This is a genomic window from Corynebacterium durum (genome assembly GCF_030408675.1).
Lineage (GTDB): Bacteria > Actinomycetota > Actinomycetes > Mycobacteriales > Mycobacteriaceae > Corynebacterium > Corynebacterium durum.
In genome coordinates this window covers 476,301-497,165 of sequence record NZ_CP047200.1, presented here as the reverse complement: position 1 = coordinate 497,165, position 20,865 = coordinate 476,301, and the positions used below count along the sequence as shown (strand labels likewise).

Annotated in this window: 26 protein-coding genes; all 26 read right to left on the bottom strand. The window is 55.8% G+C overall.

The window, feature by feature from the left end:
• Positions 1–74: 74 nt before the first annotated feature.
• Positions 75–569 (bottom strand): 50S ribosomal protein L17, encoded by a 495-nt coding sequence (rplQ, locus tag CDUR_RS02295; protein ID WP_179418826.1) that lies wholly within the window; start codon positions 567–569, stop codon positions 75–77.
• Positions 570–617: 48 nt separating this feature from the next.
• Positions 618–1,634, bottom strand: a complete 1,017-nt coding sequence (locus CDUR_RS02290; protein WP_006062661.1) for a DNA-directed RNA polymerase subunit alpha — start codon at positions 1,632–1,634, stop codon at positions 618–620.
• A gap of 102 nt (positions 1,635–1,736) precedes the next feature.
• The gene (gene rpsD / locus CDUR_RS02285; RefSeq protein WP_006062662.1) at positions 1,737–2,342 is read right to left on the bottom strand and encodes a 30S ribosomal protein S4; all 606 of its coding nucleotides are present in this window, start codon (positions 2,340–2,342) and stop codon (positions 1,737–1,739) included.
• A gap of 24 nt (positions 2,343–2,366) precedes the next feature.
• Entirely contained in the window at positions 2,367–2,771 is a 405-nt protein-coding gene (gene rpsK / locus CDUR_RS02280; RefSeq protein WP_006062663.1) for a 30S ribosomal protein S11, read from the bottom strand.
• A 4-nt stretch (positions 2,772–2,775) separates the two neighbouring features.
• Complete coding sequence (gene rpsM, locus CDUR_RS02275; protein WP_006062664.1) at positions 2,776–3,144, bottom strand: 30S ribosomal protein S13; 369 nt, start codon at positions 3,142–3,144, stop codon at positions 2,776–2,778.
• Between the two features lie 189 nt (positions 3,145–3,333).
• Positions 3,334–3,555 (bottom strand): translation initiation factor IF-1, encoded by a 222-nt coding sequence (infA, locus tag CDUR_RS02270; RefSeq protein WP_027012703.1) that lies wholly within the window; start codon positions 3,553–3,555, stop codon positions 3,334–3,336.
• 278 nt (positions 3,556–3,833) lie between these two features.
• Complete coding sequence (locus CDUR_RS02265; RefSeq protein ID WP_179418825.1) at positions 3,834–4,544, bottom strand: L,D-transpeptidase; 711 nt, start codon at positions 4,542–4,544, stop codon at positions 3,834–3,836.
• Positions 4,545–4,580: 36 nt separating this feature from the next.
• Positions 4,581–5,387 (bottom strand): type I methionyl aminopeptidase, encoded by an 807-nt coding sequence (map, locus tag CDUR_RS02260; protein WP_179419180.1) that lies wholly within the window; start codon positions 5,385–5,387, stop codon positions 4,581–4,583.
• 103 nt (positions 5,388–5,490) lie between these two features.
• Positions 5,491–6,045, bottom strand: a complete 555-nt coding sequence (locus tag CDUR_RS02255) for an adenylate kinase (RefSeq protein ID WP_179418824.1) — start codon at positions 6,043–6,045, stop codon at positions 5,491–5,493.
• Entirely contained in the window at positions 6,042–7,364 is a 1,323-nt protein-coding gene (secY, locus tag CDUR_RS02250) for a preprotein translocase subunit SecY (protein ID WP_179418823.1), read from the bottom strand. The genes CDUR_RS02255 and secY overlap by 4 nt, the downstream gene beginning before the upstream one ends.
• A 186-nt stretch (positions 7,365–7,550) precedes the next feature.
• Complete coding sequence (locus CDUR_RS02245) at positions 7,551–8,081, bottom strand: TetR/AcrR family transcriptional regulator (protein ID WP_267903433.1); 531 nt, start codon at positions 8,079–8,081, stop codon at positions 7,551–7,553.
• 5 nt (positions 8,082–8,086) lie between these two features.
• Positions 8,087–8,323 (bottom strand): hypothetical protein, encoded by a 237-nt coding sequence (locus CDUR_RS02240; RefSeq protein ID WP_179418821.1) that lies wholly within the window; start codon positions 8,321–8,323, stop codon positions 8,087–8,089.
• A gap of 100 nt (positions 8,324–8,423) precedes the next feature.
• On the bottom strand, positions 8,424–8,870 hold the full coding sequence (gene rplO, locus CDUR_RS02235; protein ID WP_179418820.1) for a 50S ribosomal protein L15: 447 nt from the start codon (positions 8,868–8,870) through the stop codon (positions 8,424–8,426).
• Positions 8,871–8,877: 7 nt separating this feature from the next.
• Entirely contained in the window at positions 8,878–9,063 is a 186-nt protein-coding gene (gene rpmD / locus CDUR_RS02230; protein WP_006062675.1) for a 50S ribosomal protein L30, read from the bottom strand.
• 3 nt (positions 9,064–9,066) lie between these two features.
• Positions 9,067–9,696, bottom strand: coding sequence for a 30S ribosomal protein S5 (rpsE, locus tag CDUR_RS02225; protein WP_006062676.1), 630 nt, complete (start codon positions 9,694–9,696; stop codon positions 9,067–9,069).
• Between the two features lie 40 nt (positions 9,697–9,736).
• Positions 9,737–10,147 carry a 50S ribosomal protein L18 gene (gene rplR / locus CDUR_RS02220; protein WP_006062677.1) on the bottom strand — a complete coding sequence of 137 codons (411 nt, stop codon included), beginning with the start codon at positions 10,145–10,147 and terminating at the stop codon, positions 9,737–9,739.
• Complete coding sequence (gene rplF / locus CDUR_RS02215) at positions 10,148–10,684, bottom strand: 50S ribosomal protein L6 (protein ID WP_179418819.1); 537 nt, start codon at positions 10,682–10,684, stop codon at positions 10,148–10,150.
• A gap of 17 nt (positions 10,685–10,701) precedes the next feature.
• Positions 10,702–11,100 (bottom strand): 30S ribosomal protein S8, encoded by a 399-nt coding sequence (gene rpsH, locus CDUR_RS02210; protein ID WP_179418818.1) that lies wholly within the window; start codon positions 11,098–11,100, stop codon positions 10,702–10,704.
• A gap of 428 nt (positions 11,101–11,528) precedes the next feature.
• A complete protein-coding gene (locus CDUR_RS02205; RefSeq protein WP_290208016.1) occupies positions 11,529–14,318 on the bottom strand; it encodes a hypothetical protein in 2,790 nt (929 codons plus the stop codon).
• 481 nt (positions 14,319–14,799) lie between these two features.
• Positions 14,800–15,570, bottom strand: coding sequence for an ATP-binding cassette domain-containing protein (locus tag CDUR_RS02200; protein WP_179418816.1), 771 nt, complete (start codon positions 15,568–15,570; stop codon positions 14,800–14,802).
• Positions 15,570–16,580: an ABC transporter permease gene (locus tag CDUR_RS02195; RefSeq protein WP_179418815.1), complete on the bottom strand. Its 1,011-nt coding sequence runs from the start codon at positions 16,578–16,580 to the stop codon at positions 15,570–15,572. Before CDUR_RS02195 ends, CDUR_RS02200 begins: the two co-directional genes overlap by 1 nt.
• Positions 16,577–17,548 (bottom strand): substrate-binding domain-containing protein, encoded by a 972-nt coding sequence (locus CDUR_RS02190; protein WP_179419179.1) that lies wholly within the window; start codon positions 17,546–17,548, stop codon positions 16,577–16,579. Before CDUR_RS02190 ends, CDUR_RS02195 begins: the two co-directional genes overlap by 4 nt.
• A gap of 339 nt (positions 17,549–17,887) precedes the next feature.
• Entirely contained in the window at positions 17,888–18,454 is a 567-nt protein-coding gene (gene rplE / locus CDUR_RS02185; RefSeq protein WP_006062962.1) for a 50S ribosomal protein L5, read from the bottom strand.
• A 1-nt stretch (position 18,455) separates the two neighbouring features.
• Positions 18,456–18,770 (bottom strand): 50S ribosomal protein L24, encoded by a 315-nt coding sequence (gene rplX, locus CDUR_RS02180; protein WP_179418814.1) that lies wholly within the window; start codon positions 18,768–18,770, stop codon positions 18,456–18,458.
• Complete coding sequence (gene rplN, locus CDUR_RS02175) at positions 18,771–19,139, bottom strand: 50S ribosomal protein L14 (protein ID WP_006062960.1); 369 nt, start codon at positions 19,137–19,139, stop codon at positions 18,771–18,773.
• 274 nt (positions 19,140–19,413) lie between these two features.
• On the bottom strand, positions 19,414–20,850 hold the full coding sequence (aldA, locus tag CDUR_RS02170; RefSeq protein WP_179418813.1) for an aldehyde dehydrogenase: 1,437 nt from the start codon (positions 20,848–20,850) through the stop codon (positions 19,414–19,416).
• Positions 20,851–20,865 lie beyond the last annotated feature (15 nt).

The window sequence follows — 20,865 nt, the reverse complement described above, 5'->3', positions numbered from 1 at the left end:
GCGCACTAGTTTACAAAGAAAAAGGGCCTGTGCCCTACTTGCAGTAGAACGCAGGCCCTAGAAGCCGGTAAGAATTACTTCTCCTCGGTGGCTTCTTCTGCGGCAGCCTTGTCAGCTGCGGTGTCCTCAGCAACAGCAGCCTTTTTGGCCTTCTTCGCGGCAGCCCGGGACGCAGCGGCACGGGTAGCGCGAGTGGCTTCGGTGGTCACCGTCTCCTCAAGAACCAGGGAAATCTGGGACATCGGAGCGTTGTCACCCTTGCGGTTTTCCAGCTTGATGATGCGGGTGTAGCCACCCTCACGGCCTTCAAACTTCGGAGCGAGTTCATTAAACAGGTGAGCAATGACCGGCTTGTTTGGGACCAGCTTCAAAGCGTTACGGCGATCAGCCAGGGTGCCTTTCTTGGCCTTGGTGATCAGCTTTTCAGCGTAAGGACGCAGCATCCTAGCTTTAGCGTCGGTGGTTTTGATGGCACCGTGCTCGAACAGCTGCGCGGCCAGGTTGGACAGAATAGCCGCCTGGTGCGAAGCCGAACCGCCGAGCCGCGGGCCCTTCTTGGGTTTTGGCATGTTGTACTCCTCGTGTACGTATTAGTGCGCGTACGTGATACTCGGGATCTACTCGGTATCTTCAGCGTCGAAGTCAATGAAGTCGCCGGTCTCGGCGTCGTATCCCTCAATGGTGGAGGGATCGAAGTCCTCAGGGGCGTCCTTCAGCGTCAAGCCCAAACCAGCGAGCTTGATCTTGACTTCGTTGATGGACTTCTGACCAAAGTTACGAATATCCAGCAGGTCCGACTCGGTGCACTCGGCGAGTTCACCAACGGTGTGGATTTCCTGCCGCTTCAGGCAATTGTAGGAACGAACCGAGAAGTTCAGATCCTCAATCGGCATGCTGTAGGAGGCAATGTGCTCGGTCTCCACGGGAGACGGGCCGACCTCAATACCTTCAGCGGCAACGTTCAGCTCGCGTGCGAGGCCGAACAGTTCAACCAGGGTTTTACCTGCGGAAGCGAGGGCGTCACGGGCGGAGATTGAATTCTTGGTTTCTACATCAATGATGAGCTTGTCAAAGTCGGTGCGCTGCTCAACACGAGTAGCCTCGACCTTGTAACTGACCTTGAGCACCGGGGAGTAAATCTGGTCCACAGGAATGCGGCCGATTTCGCCATTGGTGACGCTCATTGATGCGGGAACATAGCCACGGCCACGCTCCACAACCATCTCGATTTCCAACACGCCAGTATCGTTCAGGGTTGCAATGTGCATGTCCGGGTTGTGCACCTCGACACCAGCCGGGGGCTGGATATCAGCAGCGGTGACAACACCAGGACCTTCCTTGCGGAGGTACATCACAACCGGCTCATCGGAGTCAGACGAAAGCACCAAGCCCTTGATGTTCAGGATGATCTCTGAAAGATCCTCTTTTACCCCATTGATGGTGGTGAACTCATGCAGGGCACCCTCAATCTTCACGCTGGTCACAGCCGCACCAGGAATGGACGACAACAGGGTACGACGCAGCGAGTTTCCGAGGGTGTAGCCGAAGCCGGGCTCCAGCGGCTCAATGATGAACCGGGAACGAGCGGTATCGACGTATTCCTCGCGAAGGATGGGACGCTGGGAAATGAGCATTGAAAAAATCTCCTTGTGTGACGCCCGCTATTTGACGTCTATAGGCAGAAGGATGAACAAAAAGAAGACATCTGCAGGCCACGCATGGCCTTGAAAACAGAATTACTTCGAGTAGAACTCGACGATGAGCTGCTCTTGCAGCGGAACGTCGATCTGAGCGCGCTCGGGCAGCTGATGCACGAGGATGCGCAGGGTGGACGGGACGACCTGAAGCCAGGCCGGAACAATGGCGTCAACGAGGTTCTCCTGAGCCTCTTCGAACCACAGCATCTTCCGGGACTTCTCGCGAACATCAATGATGTCGTACTGGGAAACCTGGAAGGAAGGAACGTTAACCTTCTTGCCGTTCACGGTGAAGTGACCATGAGAAACCAGCTGACGAGCCTGACGGCGGGTACGAGCCAGACCAGCACGGTACACAACGTTATCCAGACGGGATTCCAGCAGGATAACCAGGTTGTCACCGGTCTTGCCGGGAAGGCGGTTAGCCTCAGCGTAGTAGCGACGGAACTGCTTCTCCATCACACCGTAGGTGAAACGAGCCTTCTGCTTCTCCTGGAGCTGCAGCAGGTACTCGGATTCCTTGATGCGAGCGCGACCTGCCTGTCCCGGAGGGTAAGGGCGCTTCTCAAAAGACTTGCTTCCGCCAACAAGATCGACGCGGAGGCGGCGGGACTTACGGGTTGCGGGGCCGGTATAACGAGCCATATCTAGTAACCTTTCCTTTCCCTACTAGACGCGACGACGCTTCGGCGGACGGCAACCGTTGAACGGCTGCGGAGTCACGTCGGAGATCGAGTTAACCTCAAGGCCGGCAGCCTGGAGGGAACGGATAGCGGTCTCACGGCCCGAACCCGGGCCCTTAACGTACACGTCAACCTTCTTCATGCCGTGCTCCATTGCCTTGCGGGCAGCATTTTCAGCGGCCATCTGTGCGGCGAACGGAGTGGACTTACGGGAACCCTTGAAACCAACATGGCCGGAGGATGCCCAGGAGATCACAGCACCACTCGGGTCCGTGATGGACACGATGGTGTTGTTGAAGGTGGACTTGATGTATGCGGCACCATGGGCCACATTCTTTTTGACGACGCGGCGGCCAGAACGGCGCGCGCCAGAGCGTGCTTTAGGAGGCATTTATTTACTTCTTCTTTCCTGCGATCGTCTTCTTCGGACCCTTACGCGTACGAGCGTTGGTCTTGGTGCGCTGGCCACGAACAGGCAGGCCACGACGGTGACGCAGGCCCTGGTAACAGCCGATCTCAATCTTGCGACGAATATCAGCCTGAACCTGGCGGCGGAGGTCACCCTCAACCTTCCAAGTAGCTTCAATGACGTCACGCAGAGAGGACAACTGCTCGTCGGTCAGATTATCGGTACGCAGGTCAGGAGAAATGCCGGTTTCTTTCAGCAACTGCGCGGCACGGGCGGGGCCGATGCCGTAGATGTAGGTGAGAGCAACCTCCATGCGCTTATTGCGCGGAAGGTCAACTCCAGCAAGGCGTGCCATAGGGCAGATCCTTTCCGGTTGTTACGGTGGTTTTCTCCACATTCATCCCCGCCTACCAGCACTTTGACCGGGCGGACGCCGGACGGTGGGCTGAGAAATACGCAAGGCTCCGGCCACCGTTGCCGGAGGTAAACGAAGTACAACCCCACAAGGCGAGGTTGTACCGGGAATGTGAAGGCTTAAATGTTCTTACTTGTATCGGTAGACGATGCGGCCACGGGTCAAATCGTAGGGAGACAGCTCCACAACAACTCGGTCCTCGGGCAGGATACGGATGTAGTGTTGGCGCATCTTGCCACTGATGTGTGCAAGAACTTTGTGTCCGTTATCAAGCTCGACACGGAACATTGCGTTTGGCAAGGGTTCAATGATGCGACCCTCAACCTCAATAGCGCCTTCCTTTTTAGCCATGTCCTCCACTTTTCCTAGCTGCGATGAAACAACGACAGTACATGCCGCGCTGCACCAGCAACCTGGTAGATGTCAACTGCATACAGCCTTTCCGTATACACGATGCGCGCCATACGACACACACCAGTATGGAAGAGTACCTGCATTGACGCTAAAGAGCAAGCGCAGGGCAAGCACACACAAAGTGCCGGGTAGCCCCACTGTTGCGGGAGGCTACCCGGCACTGATTTGTTCAGAGATGGAACTAATACTCGCTAACGCGACTAGTGCACACAGACCTAGTACACAAAGACAACGTCGCCGGGCTTCAAGGAGTTGAAGTACGTGACGGCATCATCGTGGTTCAGGTGGATGCAGCCGTGCGACAACCAGTCCACACGACCAGCGTGGAAAGCAACACCAGTGTTGGTGAAGTACACCGAGTATGGCATCGGTGCGTTGTGGAACTCGCGGCTAATTTCGTCCTTGACCTTGCGGGTCACCTTATGGGTGCCGCGGGGGGTCTCCCAACCCTGAGCACCGCTAGACATGGTGACTGGGCCGTATTCAACGTTGCCGTCTTTCTGCAGCCATGTGCGCTGACCTGCAAGGTCAACGCAGGCGCGAGCAGTGGCTGGGCAGGGTCCACGGTCGAAGTCGGAAGACTGCGGGGCGGAGCTTTGGGCTTCCGCAGCTGCACGCCGCTCGTTTTCCGCACGGATGGCCGCTTCACGTTCCTGAATCAAGCCCGGGAACATGCCATTCACCGCACCGTCAACGGCACCTTGCACGGCTTGTGCAGCGTCTGGGGGCAGTGTACCTGCCTGGGAGTTAAGGGAATTACGGGTGTCCCATGCGCCCTGGCGTGTTGCCTCGCTGGAACCGACAGCAGGCTGGGCAGCTGCGGTGGCCGGGCTCAGCAACCCGGCGACTGCGACGCCAGAAGCGACGACGGCGGCTGCGAACCGTGCAACACCACGAAGCTTGGCGTAACGAAGTTTATAAGACATGTAGTGAAGTATACCCGGAAATCCCTGAGATTTTCATTAGCTTAGTGACGAACGTCGCGGAGTCAGGATCCGCGGTCCCCCCGCAGTAGCCGCAACAGTGTGTTCCCAATGTGATGCCCACGACCCGTCAAGCGTAACCACAGTCCACCCGTCTTCTTTCACCTCTGAACGGGTAGTACCCAAGGTCAGCATAGGTTCAATGGCCAAAACCGACCCCTCCTGGATGATGGGGCCACGTCCACTTTTTCCTTCGTTAGCAAGGTACGGATCCTCGTGCATGGTGCGCCCAATTCCGTGCCCCCCGTACCCCTCTACGATGCCCAATGTCACCCCAAATTTATTCTCAGCCTGGCGTGTCGCGACCTCCAGCGCGTGCGAGACGTCGGTAAGCCGGTTGTCGGGAACCATCGCCTTCATCCCCTCCATCAACACCCATTCAGTGGCTTTATTGAGCTTGTCGACGTCGTCAGCTACCTCGCCGATGCCAAACGTCCAGGCCGAGTCTCCCACCCAACCATTAAAGGTGGCACCGCAGTCAATGGAGACCAGATCTCCCTCTGCGAGCACCGTGGCGGCGCTGGGAATGCCATGGACGATGACATCGTTGACGCTCGCACAAATCGACGCAGGGAAGCCCTGATAGCCCTGGAACGTAGGAATCGCCCCGGCATCGCGAATAGTCTGCTCAGCGACGGCATCCAGCTCCGCAGTGGACACCCCTGGCCCCGCCGCAGCCTTCACAGCTTGCAAAGCACGACCAACGATCTCCCCAGCAGCCTGCATCGCATCCAGCTCTCCAGGTGTTTTTGCCGCAATCTTTTTTCGCTTCGACCTGAACCCCATCACTGTTCTTTCTTGTCCTCTCTGCTGCTATTAAAAAGAAAAAGCCAGGTGTGCGCTCATAGTGTTCTGTGTAGCGCACAACTGGCCTGCCGCCAAAGGGGGTTTACTTCCCCACTGTCTCAAGTGCCTCAAGAGTACGAGCGTTGATGTCTTCAACACTCCCTTCTGCATTGATGGTGATAAGGCGATCACCGTAGTACTCGATCAAAGGCGCAGTCTCATCACGGTACACGCCCAACCGAGTACGAATCGTCTCCTCATTGTCATCCGCGCGGCCACGGGCAAGCATGCGCTCCACCACAACGTCCTCAGATACGCGGAACTCCACAACGCCATCCAGTGACACTCCAGCATCGGCAAGAATGTCTTTGAGAAGTTCGGCCTGTTCAACGGTACGAGGAAAACCATCAAGCAAGAAGCCATTGGCTGTGTCTGCCTCCGCCAACCGCGATGCCACCATACGTGCGGTCACGTCGGTGGGCACAAGCTTGCCAGCGTCAATGTACTGTTTGGCCTCCACCCCTAGCGGGGTGCCTTCGCCAATGTTTGCCCGGAAAAGGTCACCAGTGGAAATGTGTGGCACCCCAAGCTTGTCGGAAAGAATGGCTGCCTGTGTACCTTTTCCAGCACCAGGTGGGCCGAGAAGCACGAGTCTCATTTGAGGAATCCTTCGTAGTTGCTTTGCAGAAGCTGACTTTCAATTTGTTTGACTGTCGTCAAAGCAACAGATACCAGAATCAAAATTGCAGTACCACCGAAGGGGGTAGAGCTGGAGCTGGAAGCGCTCACACCAAGTTCCAGCATGATGTTCGGCAACACGGCGATGACACCCAGGTAAAGGGCACCAACGAACAGCAGTCGGTTCATCACGTAGCCCAGGTATTGAGCAGTGGGACGACCGGGGCGAATGCCTGGAATGAACCCACCATATTTCTTCATGTTGTCGGCCTGCTCGTTCGGGTCGTACTGCACTGACACGTAGAAGTACGAGAAGAAGATGATCAGCACAAAGTACAGGACAATGTACTGCCAGGACGATGGGGTCTGAAGGTACTGGATCACGTTACGCTGCCACCAGTTATCGCTCGGCTGTGTCGAGCCGGACTGCACGATCTGTGTGATCAACACGGGAACATAAATCAGCGAGGAGGCGAAGATCACGGGGATAACGCCAGCCTGGTTCACCTTCAACGGCAGATAGGTGGAGGTACCACCATACTGACGGCGGCCGACCATGCGTTTCGCGTACTGCACAGGAATCCGACGCTGCCCCTGCTCAATGAAGACCACCCCCACAACGAGGACAACCACAGCAGCCATGACGGCCGCAAACACAACGCCACCACTTCTGGTCAGGATGGAAACGCCGTCGGTGGGGAGACGAGTGGCAATACCGGCGAAGATCAACAGTGACATGCCGTTGCCGATGCCCTTTTCCGTCATCATCTCACCGATCCACATCACCAGCACGGCACCAGCGGTCATGGACAGAACCAACACGACGAGGTCGAAAATGTTGCGGTCGTGTTTGAGCACCTCAACACCGCCACCGAGAAGCTGGCCACGGTCAGCTAGGGCGACAATGCCGGAGGCTTGAAGCAGCGCCAGCCCAACAGTGAGGTAACGCGTGTACTGCGTCATCTTTGTCTGTCCGGACTGGCCTTCCTTCTTCAGCTCCTCAAAGTGCGGAATAACCACCGTCAGCAGCTGCACAATAATCGACGCCGTGATGTAAGGCATAATGCCGATGGCGAAGATAGATAGCTGCAGTAGCGCACCACCCGAGAAGAGGTTAATGAGCGAGTACACGCTGGACTGATCCTGCGTCAGCTCCCGCAAACGCCCACTAATCGACGCATAGTTGATGCCTGGGGACGGAATCTGCGCACCGATACGGTACAAGATGATCATTGCAATGGTAAACAAGATCTTCTTGCGCAGGTCTACGTCCTTAAAAGCCGAAAGAATGGCGGACACATATCCTCCTGTGCTCCTTGCTCACAAGCCAACAACGCTCACGTAAGCAAGAAATAGTAAAAGCTCTCACTGCACCAAACCAGCTATCCGCAGGCCAGCGCACAAAATATATACAACTCCGTTACCTTACCAGTTCGTGAGATCGCCGCCCACTCTGGCTAGAGGTTTTCACCCACTACAATCCTGCTACAACCCAATGATGCGAAGGAAACGTTGATAGCTGTCAGCGAACTCGTCGTGACGGTCCTCCATGTGATTCTGATACCCCAGAAACATCGCATACTCAACCCTCGCCAGGGCCAGCGCATCATCGTCATTGAATACACCCGTGGCCCGGTAAGACTCTGCCAGAAACTCGATCCGTCGATCATCCACATCGCACAGGATTTTAGCCGCGACATGGTCGCCCGCCGCCAACCTACGAAACTCTCGCTCCAAGCCATGGTCCAAGGACATGGCCAGCTGATTCAGCACGGCACGGCGCTCCTCCGGCTTCGCCCTTTCGCTCGCGTCAATCAACATATCCGTGTTGGTTTGCCGCCATCGTTCCCCCAACTGCCGGATAAAGTCGCTCATTGTGGGAAAGTGCGAATAAAACGATCCTTTGGTCTTTCCCACCCGGCGACACAGCGCATCAATCGTCACAGCCCCTACGCCGCCCTCAGATAACGCGCTTAACCCAGCATCCAACCAATCCTGTTGAGAAAATCGCTTCATCATATTCACGCTTGCCGACGCCGCATAGTCACTGAACCCACCATTCCCGCCGCCGCTATCAACAAAAACGCAATCCATTGCCCATGGATCAGTGGTGACAGATTGTTCAGAATAATCATCAGCACACTCCAACCAGCAAAAGCAATCGCCGTGATGGTCGCATACCACGCCAGTGCCACCCCACCACGACGCATCGCAAGAAGAATGTATGCGATCACCATCCCCATAATCGCAATAGTCACAAGATGCCAGCAGTAAGTCAGCACCAAACATGAAAAACGCCCCTATCCTCCCACAAACAGGGAGAATCGGGGCGTCGATAAGCGATCAAACGCTGGGGACTTACACCTCAGTGACGGTACCGCCAGCGGCTTCGATCTTCTCCTTGGCGGAGCCGGAGAACTTGTTGGCGGAAACGTTCAGCTTGACGCTGATCTCACCGTTGCCAAGCACCTTCACCGGCTGCTTCTTACGAACCAGACCAGCGGCAACGATGTCGGCAATGGTGACGTCACCACCATTCGGGAAAGCCTTTTCCAGGTCAGAAACGTTAACAACCTGGAAAACAACCTTGTTGTGCGGTTTGAAGCCCTTGAGCTTGGGCAGACGCATGTGAATTGGCATCTGGCCACCCTCAAAAGCGGCCGAAACCTGCTTGCGGGCCTTCGTACCCTTGGTACCACGACCAGCGGTCTTACCCTTAGAGGCTTCACCGCGACCAACACGGGTCTTGGCCTTGTTTGCACCCGGGGCAGGGCGCAGATCATGGAGCTTAATGGGTTCGCTCATTTGTTACCTACTCCCCCGCTACTTCTTCAACGTCGACCAAGTGACGCACCACGTTGATCCAGCCGCGCACCTGAGAATTGTCGGGGCGGACAACGCTTTGATGGATGCGCCTCAGTCCGAGGCAGCGTAGCGATTCCTTCTGGTAGTGCCGTGCACCAACGGTGCCCTTAACTTGAGTAATCTTCAGAGCCATGGTTTAAGCCTCCTGCCCTGCGCGAGCGCGCAGCATACGAGCCGGAGCAACCTCTTCAATGGACTTGCCACGACGAGCGGCAACCTCTTCAGGGCGAACCAGCTGCTTCAGGCCGTCCACAGTTGCGTGGACAACGTTGATAGCATTATCGGAGCCAAGGGACTTACACAGAATGTCCTGCACGCCAGCGCATTCCAGCACCGGACGAGCAGCACCACCAGCGATAACACCAGTACCGGGAGCGGCCGGACGCATCATCACGATGCCAGCGGCAGCTTCGCCCTGCACAGGGTGGGTGATGGTGCCACCAACCATAGGGACATGGAAGAAGTTCTTGCGTGCTTCTTCTGCACCCTTCTGGATAGCAGCGGGAACTTCCTTGGCCTTACCGTAGCCAACACCAACCATGCCCTGGCCGTCGCCGACGATCACGAGGGCGGTGAAGCTGAAGCGACGACCACCCTTCACAACCTTGGACACACGGTTGATGGTGACAACGCGCTCAATGTACTGCGAGCGCTCATCCTGCTGTTGGTTACGACGATCGTCGCGGCCACGGCCACGGCGCTCGTTACGGTTTTCGTTGTTGTTGTCGGCGGAGCGTCCGCCGTCACGCCGTTCACGTCCCGGCATTACGCGTTCCTTCCGTTGTTGAACTTTGTTGCGGTGATCATTAGAACTTCAGACCACCTTCACGAGCGGCATCAGCCAGTGCGGCGATGCGGCCGTGGTATTTGAAGCCACCACGGTCGAAAACAACGTTCTCGATGCCGGCTTCCTTGGCGCGCTTCGCAATGAGCTTGCCCACTTCAGCAGCCTTAGCCTTCTTCTCGCCCTCAAATGCGCGCAGCTCAGGCTCAACGGTGGACGCTGCGACCAAAGTGTGACCGATGGTGTCGTCGATGATCTGGGCGTGCATGTGGCGGGAGCTGCGGAACACTGCCAAACGGGGGCGCTCGGCGGTACCACGAAGGTGGTTCCGCAGACGATTGTGGCGGCGAATACGCGCCTCGCGACGACGGGTGGAAATGTCCTTGCCGATGGGGGTGCGCTTGACGCGCTTTTCTTCTGCAGTGTTGCTCATTTACTTACCCGTCTTTCCGACCTTGCGGCGGATCTGCTCACCCTCGTAGCGGATGCCTTTACCCTTGTAGGGATCATCCTTCCGCAGACGACGAATGTTAGCGGCGATCTGGCCGACCTTCTGCTTATCAATACCCGAAATGGAGAACTTGGTGGTGCCGTCAACCGCGAAGGTGACACCCTCCGGCGGCTCAATCGGGATGGTGTGGCTGTAGCCGAGAGAAAACTCAAGGCCCTTGCCTTTAGCCTGAACACGGTAACCAACACCAAAGATTTCCATCTTGATGGTGTAGCCCTCAGACACGCCAATAACCATGTTATTGATCAAGGAACGGGACAGACCGTGCAGCGCGCGGCTCCTGCGGTTGTCATCAGGACGAGAAACCTTAATCTCGCTACCCTCAAGAACAACAGTGATGGGTTCCGGCACATCCAGAGACAGCGTTCCCTTGGGTCCCTTCACCTCAACATGCTGGCCATCAATCTTTGCCTCCACGCCAGACGGGATGGAGACTGGGTTCTTACCAATACGCGACATTGTTAGTCAATCCTCCCTTACCAGACGTAGGCGAGAACTTCTCCGCCTACACCCTTCTCGGTAGCCTGACGATCGGTGAGCAGCCCCTGGGAGGTGGAAATGATAGCCACACCCAGACCACCCAACACGCGCGGCAGGTTGGTGGACTTAGCGTAGATGCGCAGACCCGGCTTGGACACGCGACGAATACCGGAGATGGAACGCTCACGGCTCGGGCCGTACTTCAGTTCAATCGTGAGGGTCTTGCCAACCCTGGCATCCTCAACGGCGAAGTCAGCAATATAACCCTCTTGCTTCAAAATGGTGGCGATATTCACCTTCAGCTTAGAAGAGGGCATGGACACGGTGTCATGGTGCGCATTGTTTGCGTTGCGCACGCGTGACAACATGTCGGCAATAGGATCAGTCATGGTCATAAGGCGACCTTGTTGCCTTTCTCGTTGCGGTTCCATCCTCACCTGGAGTTATCACCTGGTGACCGGCCACTGTCCGCCCTAAGCCGCTCAATAGCGGTAAAGCTCGCTGCCTTGAAAACAGGTGGACGCCAACTAAGGCGAGGGGCCTACAACAAAGTAGAAGTTGTTAAGTTCTTACATGGATTCTTGTGCAGAGTCCAAGCGGCAATAATACAGCACCCAAAGCGCACACACAACTTACTGTGATACCCCTCAACCCCCTCGCTTAACGACGTCCCGACCCACACAAGGTCGGCTGCCCACCACCACGCTTACACCACCGCATGATGCGCTTAGCTACATAATCGTGAAGGCCCCCATACATAGAGAAAAGTGACTGAACACCATGCTTATCGCACGGCATCCAGCCACTTAAAAGTTATGCAGTGTTAGCTACCGCTAAATGAAGAGGTAACTGCACGTGCAATGGAGCTGCCAGTCAGGAGGCTGAAGAAGGAATCAAAGAGGAAATCAATTGATCCGAGGAAGTTCCTACTGGAGCCGAAGTTGAATGCTCGGGAGCTGCCGCCAGAACTCAGCTCGGAGCTGCCTACAGAGCTGCCGCCGGAGCTCAGTTCAGAGCTACCGCCGGAGCTCAGTTCAGAGCTACCCAGCAAACCAGAGCTGCCGCCGGAGCTCAGTTCAGAGCTACCCAGCAAACCAGAACTACCAAGACCACTGCTCAGTGCGGGTGCTACGGAGCTGCCCAGCAATGCAGCGCCACCCAGGATTGCTGCACCGGAAAGCAGGCCAGTGGTGTCAAACTGAGGAGCAGCCGGAGCTGGTGCAGGAGCGGCTGGAGCCGGGGCAGCTGGAGCATTGTACGCATTTCCATTCCCACCAGGCTTTGGCGCAACACCCTTCTCAGCGCCTGCAGGCTTTGGTGCAACGCCCTTTTCGTTTGGTCCGAGAGGAGCAACAGGTCCACCGACGCCCTCGTGAGCTACAGGAGCAATGCCCTTTTCATTGGTGGTGTTGCCGCCACCCTGAGGAGCCTCGTTGGTGGTGTTGTAGTTGCCACCACCCTGAGGAGCCTGTGGAGCAGCAGGTGCTGCAGGAGCGGGAGCAGCAGGTGCTGCAGGAGCGGGAGCAGCAGGTGCTGCAGGAGCGGGAGCAGCAGGTGCGCCGCCGCCTTCAGCACCACCAGCGTTAGGAGCAACCGGTGCAGCAGGAGCAGAGCTTCCGCCACCATTAAGGATCAGGTTACCCAGCAGAGCTGCGCCGCCTAGAAGAGCAGCACCAACCAGGAGGCCTGAGCTACCAACAGCGCTGGAGCCACCGGCAGAACTACCCAATGCACTCAGGGCGCTGCTTCCCATGCTCGATCCACTGCTGGAACCAAGAATCTCGGAGCTACCTGCAGAGCTGCCCAGGGAGCTCAACTCAGAGCTTCCACCAGAGCTGCCCAGGGAGCTCAACTCAGAGCTTCCACCAGAGCTGCCCAGGGAGCTCAACTCAGAGCTTCCACCAGAGCTGCCCAGGGAGCTCAACTCAGAGCTTCCACCAGAGCTGCCCAGGGAACTCAACTCAGAGCTTCCACCGCCAGAGCCGGAGTTACCGCCACCATTGGAGGAACCGGAGCTTCCGAAGAAATCTAGGATGCTGCTGCCACTGCCAGAGCTATCGGAGCTGCCACCGCCAGAGCCGGAGTTACCGCCACCATTGGAGGAACCGGAGCTTCCGAAGAAATCTAGGATGCTGCTGCCACTGCCAGAGCTATCGGAGCTGCCACCACCGGCACCGGAGTTACCGCCACCATTGTCGGAGCTGCCACCGCCAGAGCCGGAGTTACCGCCACCGTTGTCGGAGCTGCCACCACCGGAACCGGAGTTACCGCCACCATTGTCGGAGCTGCCACCGCCAGAGCCGGAGTTACCGCCACCGTTGTCGGAGCTGCCACCGCCAGAGCCGGAGTTACCGCCACCATTGTCGGAGCTGCCACCACCGGAACCGGAATCATGATCAGAGTCACGGTCCGAGTCGTAGTTACCTCCGCCATTACCATTGTGGTTGCCGCCACCATTGCCGGAGATGTTTGCCGAAGCGTCAGCATTGGCGTTGGCAGATGCATCTCCGTTACCGGAAGCCTTAGCCGAAGCATCAGCATTAGCGTCAGCAGACGCATCACCGTTACCGGTCACAGAAGCGTTAGCATTGGCATCCGCGTTGGCATCAGCAGAAATGTTGCGGTGGTTAGAAACCGAGACCTTTGTTGAAGCATCCGCGTTGGCATCAGCAGAAATATCATGACCACCGGTCACCCACCCACCGGGAGGGCAATCATTGGGGTCAAACGAATCCGAATCATCACCACCGGAAACACGAACACTTGAATCACCGGAAGCCGATGCATCAGTAGACGCATCACCGTTACCGGAAGCCTTAGCCGAAGCATCAGCATTAGCGTCAGCAGAAGCATCACCGTTACCGGAAGCCTTAGCCGAAGCGTCAGCATTGGCGTTGGCAGATGCATCTCCGTTACCGGAAGCCTTAGCCGAAGCATCAGCGCTAGCGTCAGCAGACGCATCACCGTTACCGGTCACAGAAGCGTTAGCATTGGCATCCGCGTTGGCATCAGCAGAAATATCATGACCACCGGTCACCCACCCACCGGGAGGGCAATCATTGGGGTCAAACGAATCCGAATCATCACCACCGGAAACACGAACACTTGAATCACCGGAAGCCGATGCATCAGTAGACGCATCACCGTTACCGGAAGCCTTAGCCGAAGCATCAGCATTAGCGTCAGCAGAAGCATCACCGTTACCGGAAGCCTTAGCCGAAGCGTCAGCATTGGCGTTGGCAGATGCATCTCCGTTACCGGAAGCCTTAGCCGAAGCATCAGCGCTAGCGTCAGCAGACGCATCCCCATTGCCAGAGGCAGAAGCGCGGCTAGAAGCGTCAGCGTGAGCGCTGGCATCACTTTGATAGTGGCCGGTAACAACGTCGGTGACGCCTACGTTGGTCGTAGCGTCAATGCCGGACATACCAGAGAGAGTTTTAGAGCTATCGTCAGAGGTAGTGTCGCTGCCGGAGTTGGTCGTGCTGGCGTCAGAACCCTTATCAGAGCTGTCGTCTGACGTTGTCGACGTATTATTCGAGCTGTCGTTGCTCTTGCTCGGTCCGCAGTCTTCAGATGCGACGGCAGACGGAATAAATGACAAAGTAACTGCCACTGTCGTTGCCCCTGCAATGACTGCAGATTTTACGGGTTTGCGCAACGTTTTCTCCTTTCGAGTGACGAACACGCATAACCCTACCGCTAACTGCTTTCGCCTATCGAATAAATTTATCCCGCGATGCTATAAGGTTTTTCTTCGTTTGCTTAGCCCTCTTAAGCTGCATCATTGCAGTAATTGAATGTGCTTTCACCCACTAAGATCGTTATTTTTTTGTGATGTACATGTCAACGAACAAACCATGCACAGGCGAAACTTTGCCGGTCATCAGAATAGCACTAGCGCTACAATGACAACTTGATATCGTAGAGTTGTTGATACATCCTCCGTCCATACCCGAATATTTCCTTAAAGAAAACAAAGAGTAGTACCTATAGGATCCTCAAGAAAGTGACACACGGTACGTTTTGCATAAGAATTAAATACCCCCATCGAGGGGGTCTGAGTCATTTTCACAGCAAAAAAGTGAAATCGCTCATCATCGTTGCAGTTCATGCTCTAACGCACTAAGTTCTCCACCACCCGCCATTTGCAAAGCAAGGTCATCCACGCTAACATCGGTCCATTTGGCATTGAGCACCTGTTGACCCATGTTAAGCACAGTGAAATAGTCACCGACAAGGTGCGCATGGTGGGGGTTGTGCGTGATCAGCACCACTGCGATGCCCCGTTTACGCGCAGCATTAACGTAGCGGAGCACCATGCCTGATTGCTTCACTCCCAGTGCTGCGGTCGGCTCATCAAGGATCACCACACGCGCACCAAAGTAAATCGCACGAGCGATGGCGACGACCTGGCGCTGTCCACCAGACAAGTGTGAGATGGGGATGTCTACGTTGGGTAACTCCACCCCCATATCCGCAAGCTGCTGAAGCGTGATTTTGCGCATCTCGTTGATACGAAGCGTCTCCAAGAAACCATGTACAAGCTCCTGCCCCAGGAAGAAGTTTCGCCACACTGACATTTGCCCCACCACGGCAAGGTCTTGGTACACTGTTGCGATTCCCGCCGCGAGCGCATCAGCAGGCGCGGTGAAGGTGACCGGCACGTCGTCGATAAGCATGTCACCAGAGGTAGGCGGATGCAGACCCGCGAGGATCTTGATCAGGGTTGACTTGCCCGCGCCATTATCGCCCAGGACGCAGGTAACAGTTCCTGGCCTAATGACAAGGTTGATGTCCTGGAGTGCCTGAAAATCGCCATACGTTTTGGAGATGGAATCAAGTGTGATGATGGCATCGTCAGACATTAGTGAGCCTCCGTGTAGCGGGATACCGATTTGTTGGTGATAACAGCGAAGAGCAGCATGGCACCCAAGAAGAACTTAAACCAATCTGGGTTCCAGCCGGCGTACACAATTCCCTGGCTGGTCATGCCAAAAATCAAGGCGCCAATGGCAGTACCAACAGCAGTTCCTTTACCGCCAGTCAAGGCACAACCACCGATAACGGCAGCAATGATGTACAGGAATTCATTACCAACGCCTTGACCCGCCTGAATAGAGTCAAAGGCGAAAAGGTTGTGCATCCCCACAAACCAGGTCGCAAACCCAACAAACATGAAGAGGATAATTTTCACCCTACGGACCGGAACACCCACTGCATAAGCAGCGTCTTTGTCACCACCAACGGCAAAGATCCAGTTGCCAAAACGCGTCCGAAAAAGCAAATATGATGCCGCGCCAACAAAGAGCAACCACCAGAGAACGGTAACCCGAAGGTCCATAGGGCCGATATGTAGCGTGCTGGAAAACACCTTCTGAGCTGAGGGAAAGCCCTGCATATCAGAGATAATTGGCGTTGCCACTCGCCCGGTGACAAACTTAGTCACTGCCAGGTTAAGCCCCTGCAGCATGAGGAACACGCTGAGGGTAATAAGAAAACTTGGAATTCCGGTACGTGTAACCAATACCCCATTGAGAGCACCAATAGTCAGGGCGGATGCAAGCGAAATAAAAACGCCAACCCACGAGTTCAGATGCAAATTGTAATTCAACATTGTTGCTATCAACGCCGTGCTTGTCACGGCTACACCGGATGAAAGGTCAAATTCGTCACCAATCATCAGAAGTCCTACCGCTAGGGCGACGATTCCCATCGTTGAGGATGCGTACAGGACTGTCGAAAAAGCATCAATAGAACGAAATGGTGGCGCTACCGCCACAAACAGAATAAAAATAACTATCGCGCCTACCAGACTTGCTAGCTCTGGTCGGCGAATTACATTGTTAAAAGTTTTGGAAAAAGCACTGTCGCTCATCGTAATCCTATCTTGGCTGCGTCAGCGATTTTATCCACATTGCTACGATCCACAAACGATGGTCCAGTATAAACCGGTTGCCCACCACCAACAGTGGAGCCATTGCGCAATTCAAGCCACAGTGAATCCACTGCCATATAACCCTGAACGTAAGGTTGCTGGTCAACTGCCCATTGAATCTCGCCTTTGTTGATGGCAGCAACAAGCTCCGCGTTTGTGTCAAACGTAGCAATCTTGGGTTCAGCGCCGGCATCTTTGGCCGCCTGCACTGTTGCCAACGCAACGGGAGCCACCAACCCCATCACCCAGTCAATGCTGCTGTCCTGCGCAAGTTTTGCCTGCACAGTGGACGTTACTGCGGTGAGGTCCATGCCGTTAACATAGAGGACTTCCATCTCACCCGAATTGCCGAGGCCTTTTTTAATGCCTTCACAGCGGCTTTCCTGAGAGGAGTTGCCTTGCTCGTGAATGAGACATAAAACCTTATGCGCACTGTCGTCTTTGAGCCTTTTTCCTGCTAGTTCACCAGCAACATTTTCATCTTGGCCAAAAAAACCACCAAGACCGTACCGCTTGTAATCAGTCATGCCTGCATTGAGGCCAACTACAGGAATGCCCGCATCCACAGCGCTTTTAGCGACGGGACCTATAGCATGGGCATTCGGAAGGGTGACAGCAATGCCGTCAGCATGGGCGTCGATAGCCGATTGCACCAGGTTAGCCTGGTTTGGTGTTTGAGGGTCGGATGAGTAACGCAGTTCAATGTTGTCTTTGCGCGCGGCATCTTCGGCCCCCTTACGCACCAAGTCCCAAAACGTGTCGCCCGGCGCACCATGCGTCACCATCGAAACAACAGCGCGGGGTGTATCAACACCCCCTCCCCCGACAGTGCCGTCCGCCGATTGCCGGGGAGCACCACCAGTGGACGAACAGGCAGCGACAACCCCCGCCGCTACAACGGCAGCAATGACCGTTAGGAGATGACGGAGTGACGCAGCACAACGGAGCTGCTGTGGGTTGCCGCAGTTTTCATTCACGAATGTTGATTCAACGCAGCACAAAGGAGCCTGTCAAGCTAAGATAGCTGCGAGTTTACCGATTCAGAGGCGTTATACTGGATTTTTAGCACACAGGTGAATCGCAACATCACAGGGAGGGGGTAGATAGCCTTAAACTGCGACACGCTCATTTTCTTTTATCTATACCCATTCGCATAACGTTACCCAGGAAAAACAAATACCCCCAAGTTTTGACAAAACTTGGGGGCTTGCCGTAACTGCAGGTGATAGATACCTGCTAAGTTGATGCTACTTAGCCTCGTTGCGCTTGAATGGGAAGCCAAGCTCACGGAGCAACGCACGCCCCTCTTCATTGTTTGTGGCGGTGGTTACTACTGTGATGTCCATACCACGGGGGCGGTCGATCTTGTCCACGTCGATCTCGTAGAACATGGTCTGCTCACTGAGGCCGAATGTGTAGTTGCCGTGGCCATCGAACTGCTGGTCAGACAGACCACGGAAGTCACGAATACGCGGCAGAGCGACCGTCAACAGACGGTCCAGGAACTCCCACATGCGGTCGCCACGCAGGGTCACGCGGGCACCGATGGGCATGCCTTCACGCAGCTTGAAGTTAGCGATGGACTTCTTTGCACGGCGGATCTGCGGCTTCTGGCCTGTGATCAGGGCAAGGTCCTCCAGAGCACCGTTGATCAGCTTTGCTTCGCGCGCAGCTTCACCAACACCCATGTTGACAACAACCTTGGTTACGCCAGGAATCTGCATGACGTTTTCGTAGTTGAACTCGTCGTTCAGTTTGGTGCGGATCTCGTTGCGGTAGCGGGCCTTGAGGCGGGGAATGTATTTCTCGCTCATGTTAGATGTCCTTCCCGGTACGGCGGGAGATGCGAACCTTCTTGCCATTTTCATCGAAGCGGTAGCCGATACGGGTCGGCTGACCATCAGCGTCGAGGATCATGACGTTGGACACATGGATCGGTGCTTCCTGGGTGACAATGCCACCAGACTCGGCACCACGCTCAGGAGCGGAGTTAGCCACGTGCTTTTTGATCTTGTTGACACCTTCAACAAGAACCTTGTCGATCTTCGGGAAAGCCTGAATAACCTTGCCCGTTGCGCCCTTATCGCGACCTGCGATGACGATGACGTTGTCACCCTTACGGATCTTCATTTAGATTACCTCCGGTGCCAGCGAGACGATCTTCATGAACTTCTTGTCACGAAGCTCACGAGCGACGGGGCCGAAGATGCGGGTACCGCGGGGCTCGTTGTCGTTCTTGATGATCACAGCTGCATTTTCGTCGAAGCGAATGTAGGAACCGTCGGGGCGACGGGTTTCCTTCTTCGTGCGGACAATAACAGCCTTAACAATTTCACCAGCCTTGACGTTGCCGCCAGGCGCTGCTTCCTTGACAGTAGCAACAATAACGTCGCCAATGCCAGCAAAGCGTCGGGTGGATCCGCCGAGGACACGGATGCACAGAATTTCGCGCGCACCAGTGTTGTCGGCGATCCGCAGACGCGACTCCTGCTGAATCACTATGGTCTCCTGACCTGGATTAATGTGTGCCGAATTTCCGGCCCAGACACACGTGGTCTACATACAATCACGTTGCACTCTTCCATGAAGCGACGAACAATAGTCGAAGGGTCTCGGTCCACGCTCGGAAACGCACAGCGGACCGACCAGCACACGCAACCAGAACATTTAACCATAGCCAGCATTCCAGTTCAAACCCAGGTCACGCATGGGCAGGCACCTGCGTATCGACGCCCGCCCAACAGCCTCTCAGCCGCCGCGACCTGGCCAGCAACTAATCGTGGGTCTGGATGTAGGTGACGTGGGTCTCCACGTATTCCATCAGGCCGTGCTTACCGTCCGCTCCCCCAATGCCGGAGTTGCGTCGCCCGGCATGGAAGCCCTGCATGGCCTCGAAGTGCTCACGGTTAATGTAGGTTTCCCCGTACTGTAGCTGCCGGGCAGCTTTGAGTGCGGCGTTAATGTTGTTGGTGAAAATGGAGCTGGTGAGTCCATAATCCGACTCGTTGGCAATGGCGATAGCCTCATCAAGGTCTTTGACTTTCACCACCGGCAGCACCGGACCAAAGATTTCTTCCCGCGCGATAGCCATGTCAGCAGTCGCACCTGACAGCACTGTTGGCTGATAGAAGTTGCCTTCGCCCTTATCCGTTGCACGGGCACCGCCAGTTTCAACACGGCACCCAGCTGCCACAGCGGCCTCAATCATTTCGTCGAGCTTGTCCATGGCCTCGGGGGTAATCAGCGGCCCCATGTCTAGCTCTCGAATATCCACCGGGTTTCCGTACTGCGTGGACTCCATTTTCTCGACGAGCTTGGCCAGCAGATCATCATGCGCGGATTCTTCAACAAGCACGACTTCCGCACAGTTACACACCTGCCCAGTGTTGATCACCCGGGAGTTCCAGATGGCGGTGGCGGCGAGGTCAAGGTCGGCGTCGGCAAGCACGATGGCGGGAGCCTTGCCGCCGAGTTCCAGGTTCACACGGGTCAGCGTACTTCCGGCCTGTTCCATGATGCGCTTGCCCACATCAACGGACCCGGTCATGGAGATCAGGCCCACATCGGGGTGAGTGGTTAGGGCTTCGCCGATTTTGCGACCGGAGCCACCCACCATGTTGAACACACCTGCGGGAAGGCCGACCTCATCCACAATCTTGCAGAATTCAAACGCATTGATGGGCGTTTCCATGCTGGGCTTGATCACGATGGTGTTGCCAGTGAGCAGGGCCGGTGCCATTTTGCGGGCGATGAGGAAGAAGGGGAAGTTCCACGGCAGGATGCCACCCACCACGCCAATGGGGTCGTAGGTGAGGAAGATCATTTCGCCTGGTCGGTCCGAGGGAATAACTTCTCCTTCAAGCCTGCGCGCCCAGCCAGCCATGTAGTCGAAGTAATCGGCGGTGAAGGACACCTCCACTTCCGCAAGAGCCTGCACTTTTCCCTGCTCTTCAACAAGGTAGTGAGCAAAGCGGTCAACGTTGTCCCGGAGTTTCGCAGCAATGGCGGTGAGATACCCGGCGCGTTCAATGTTGGGCAGTTCCGCCCAATGAACTTGCGCGGCTTTGGCTGCTGCGACGGCCTCGTTGACTGCGGCGATGTCGGAGCTGGGTGCGTGGGCGAGCACCTGACCGGTGGAGGGATTGATCACGTCGTGGGTGTCCGCGGCGTCGATAAACTGCCCGTTGATGTAGTTCTGGTAGGTGGTCATGCTGGTCCTTTCGTT